Source organism: Psychrobacter sp. T6-1, from assembly GCF_052258445.1.
In genome coordinates this window covers 1-4,210 of the sequence record NZ_JBQQFC010000216.1, presented here as the reverse complement: position 1 = coordinate 4,210, position 4,210 = coordinate 1, and the positions used below count along the sequence as shown (strand labels likewise).

Annotated in this window: 4 protein-coding genes; 1 reads left to right on the top strand and 3 read right to left on the bottom strand. The window is 46.5% G+C overall.

Going from position 1 to position 4,210, the window contains the following annotated elements; translation table 11 throughout:
- Positions 1-863, bottom strand: an 863-nt coding sequence (locus tag ACTXGO_RS10375) for a divalent metal cation transporter (protein ID WP_443574379.1), incomplete at its 3' end; no start/stop codon positions are given.
- 162 nt (positions 864-1,025) lie between these two features.
- The gene (locus tag ACTXGO_RS10370) at positions 1,026-1,982 is read right to left on the bottom strand and encodes a LysR substrate-binding domain-containing protein (protein WP_443543046.1); all 957 of its coding nucleotides are present in this window, start codon (positions 1,980-1,982) and stop codon (positions 1,026-1,028) included.
- Positions 1,983-2,124: 142 nt separating this feature from the next.
- Here ACTXGO_RS10370 and ACTXGO_RS10365 point away from each other — a divergent pair, with 142 nt between their 5' ends.
- Positions 2,125-2,889 carry a hypothetical protein gene (locus tag ACTXGO_RS10365; RefSeq protein WP_443574378.1) on the top strand — a complete coding sequence of 255 codons (765 nt, stop codon included), beginning with the start codon at positions 2,125-2,127 and terminating at the stop codon, positions 2,887-2,889.
- 127 nt (positions 2,890-3,016) lie between these two features.
- Here the strand turns inward: ACTXGO_RS10365 and ACTXGO_RS10360 are convergent, their stop codons facing one another.
- Positions 3,017-4,147, bottom strand: coding sequence for a zinc-binding dehydrogenase (locus tag ACTXGO_RS10360; protein ID WP_443574376.1), 1,131 nt, complete (start codon positions 4,145-4,147; stop codon positions 3,017-3,019).
- Positions 4,148-4,210 lie beyond the last annotated feature (63 nt).

The window sequence follows — 4,210 nt, the reverse complement described above, 5'->3', positions numbered from 1 at the left end:
GTGGCGGTATACATGTTGATCAGCTGATTGATATAAGCGCCGCCAACCAGTTCAATCTCTTGTCCTGACCCATACTGGACAAACACGCCAAGCGATAAAAAGAACAGCGCCAAAATAGCCGAGACCAAAAAGCCGATGTTAAAGTCGAGCAGTCCTTGACTATAAGTGGTGTTGTCTGCTTTTCTTTTGGCAGAGGTCCACATCGAGGTGATAGCGGCAAACTCAAGCGGTGCTGGCATCCAGCCCATCAGCGCGACAATGAAGCCAAGTGTTGCCAAGTTCCAAGGCGAAGCGGCTACAAAATCAGCGGTCATCACTGTAGGCTTGCCCGCCGCAATAGCGACGGCGGTAACCGTTGCTAGTGTCAGCGCAATCATAATCCATTTGGTCACGCCGTCTAATAGCTTGTAGTGTCCGGCGATCAAAAACACCCAGCAGACGACTACAATAATAAGCGATAACCCTATGGTTGAGAGCCCCAAGGACGCAGGTAGCATAAAGCCAAGTATGACCGCTGCAATCAAAGATACTGCGCCTGTGCTAATGACTGCTGATAAGATAGAGAGAATAAAATATACCCAGAGATAAGCCTTTGAGCGCTTGGCATAGCCTGCGATGAGACTCTCACCTGTGTCATAGACGTATTCGGTACCGAAGCGAAAAAACGGATATTTAAAGACGTTGGCAAGGATAATCATAATCGCCAGTTGCCAGCCATATATCGCGCCTGCCTGCGTCGATGATATAAGGTGTGAGCCGCCAATAGCCGCAGTCGCCATCAAGATACCTGGCCCAAAGATTCGCCAGCTAAAGCCCTCGTTTTGCGGCGAATGTGCCGCGTTGTTTATGGATTGTGTGGTCATGTGTGCCTCAGATCGTCATACAAATATCAGCAGACTGTAGCATACCTATCAAGACGCAAGCTATGCAAAGTTTTGCCTTATTAGTAAACATCTGGGCATAGTTTATATTGAGGTCATAATTTATATTGAGGTCATAGTTTAGGTTGAGCTTAGTTATGCTACTTATACAAACTGCTGACGACGGTAGGTAATACCGCGCTGCTCATACACCTCATAGATAGCAGCTAATAGATCAGGCGCTTTTGGGTGGACAACGTCTCTAAGAGTATGCAGATAGATAGGGGACGTGACGTTTTCGTGCATCAGCCGCTGATAGCTGATTTGCTCTGCACGTACGGTTTGTAAGCTTGCAGGTACTAAAGTAATGCCTTCACCTGCTGCAACCAAGCTGAGCGCCACTTGCAAATCACTGACCTTAGTCGTCATCAGCGGCGTGATACCGTACTGCGCAAACAGATGTAAGAGTGGCTCAGTTATGGGCGCACTATCGTCTGCTACAGACTGCTCTATAGGCGCAGGTAGCGGCAGATGGGTTTGGTGATAGAGGATCAAGCGATTATTGACCAAATCTATTAAGCGCTGATCGCGGGTGTCGGCTAGGGGATGGCTTTTGGGCAGGGCCACCATATAGCGCTCATGTCGCAGCAATATCTGCTGAATCCAAGGGTCTTGATGCGCAAAACGTCCCATACCGACATCGATATCCCCACTTTTGAGCGCCTCTATCTGCTGATATGAGCTGATGTCCTTGAGATTGACCTCAATATCGGGATAACGCCGTTTAAGGGCGGCGATAATCTCAGGTAGCAGCCCGTACAATACAGAGGGCACAAAACCGATATTGAGCGCTTTGCTTGGCCCAGATAAACGTTGGGTCATACTGGTAATGGTCGCCATCTCTATGAGTAGCACGCTGATTTTGTCATAAAAAAACCGTCCAGACTCTGTCAGTTGTAGCGGCCGATGATAGCGGTCGATCAGCTCGACCCCTATGTCCGTCTCCAATTGCTTGAGCATACGACTAAGACTGGGCTGAGAGATACCTGTGGTACTCGCCGCCAAGCTAAAACTCTGACAATCAGCGATAGCGATAAAAGCGTTGAGCTGTTTGATATCCATGTGGTGCACTCTTAAGGTAGAAGTTGGAGCAAAAGACAGTAGGGCGCTAGCTTAGTTTGGGGCGCTGGCATAGTTATTGCTTATTTGCTTAAGAAAGGATAAGCCTATCTAAATTCTAACAGTAAAAATGCCGTGGTGCGCTATGAGTGATTTAAATAAGAACAATACCCAAGATATAAAGGTGTCAGATAATGTGGAGTCAGAATCTATTTATAGAGATTTAAATGAAGATGAGCTCAGTTTTTTTAGCGATGAATTTGAAAAAGAGCAACAAGCGCTTCATGCCAGTACCAATACTCCTGTGCATAATGAGACTCGTATCCACAATAACCGAGTATTAGATAGTCAAGACCAACCTGCAACTCTCGATATCAATGATAAAATATCGGCGCATCTAGCAAATAAAGCTCATAAAGATAAAGAAAACAACAAAGTAGCGAAGAATAGCAAAACAAATAGTGATACCAAAAGTCTAGTTATGATCGGATTGATCGCCGCGCTGCTAATGAGTGCTACCGTAGCCGCCGTCATAGTCATCCTAAATATTACTGGAAAAACAGATATCATGAGTGTGTTCTCAGGCGACACCCTAACAGAAGAGGTCTCGCCCGTACCCAACGATGAAGCGGTGATCATTGCTGAAAACGATGTAGATAACGAGTCAACCACAACCACAACCACTAACGACATAGAAGTTGAATCTACACCCGCACAGCCCGCTGACCCGAGCTTGAATAATGCTACTCAAGCAGATGATCAGCCGCAGCCTTCACAGGTACCTAATGCTGCTGAAAACCAGAACACAACTCAAAATATGGTTCAAAACACAGATAAGAACACCCAGATGAGCCTTGAGGAGTTTATGCAAGAGTCTGAGGTCACCTTGTATCGCGATACTTCGCAATAAAAATAAGGCAATTTATTCTGCATCAGGCAGTTTTGATTGTTATTGTTTTCTTTCGCTGATATTTCAGACCACAAAAAAAGCAGATACTAATTAAAGTACCTGCTTTTTTTCAAATAGGATCGAACCTCTACGACTGCTGCGGGGTAATCAAATACTTCTCGCCAGTCGCTTGTTTGCCATAAGCGGCGATAGACTGTAAATGCAGAACCTCAGGCAATGACACTTCATGAGTATAGCTGCTGGCAAAGGTGGTTGTGATCTCATCGGCCACGCGCTGACGCATTTTCATAACGGTTTTGGTACCGAGTTTACCAAGCGCGTTGAACAACAAGAAACCGCCAACGCCCCAAGCAAAACCAAAGTTGCGGTTTAGAACGATAGGTCCACGATTTAAAGCACCATAGACATAGACTTGCTTAAAGGTATTGGAGCCATAGACGCTGTACTCTTCAACATTATGAGTGATCGCCGCTTCCATACAGTTGAGGATATCGCTGGTTAGTTGACCACCGCCGATAGGATCAAAGGCAATCGTAGCGCCTGTCTCGATAATCGCTGCGGTCAAATCGTCAAGGAATGACTCACTGCTAGAATTAACCACATATTTTGCGCCCATATCACGTAGCAAGGTTTCTTGCTCATCTTTACGGACAATATTAATCAAATCAATACCATCAGCCATACAGATACGATTGAGCATTTGACCTAAGCTTGAGGCGGCGGCGGCATGAATGATCGCTTTGTGACCTTCAGCGCGCATGGTTTCAGTCATTGCAAGGGCAGTTAGTGGATTAACGAAAGAGGATGCGCCTTCTTTAGCGGTTGTACCTTCTTTTAATTCCAAGCAGCTTTGCACATTGACGCAGTGATATTGACGATACGTACCGCCGCCGATGACTGCAACGGTTTTACCCATTAAGGCTTGCGCGGCGGGTGACGAGCCTGCGGCAACGACAGTGCCTGCGCCTTCATTGCCGACAGGGGTGTCTTTACCCACGCGGGTTTTGACCGCTGGCATGAACTTGGCAGGGACGTCTGCTGTGATCACTGGGTTTTGATCGTCGCCTGATTGCGCGGCAGTAGACATGTCAGCGACGCTAAATAAAATCGCTAAATCAGAGGGATTTAGTGGCGCCGCCTCAATGCGTACGACAACTTCATCGTCACTTGGCTGCGGCATGCCGATATCTTGCAACGATACAGTGAGTTTGTTGTCGTCGCTGATGGTAGAGATGAGTTGTAAGTTTTTATCGCTCATGGTGTTGCTCCTGCAAATGATTAAAAGAATAAGACCAAGTATTTATGTTGATCATAGAGGGTT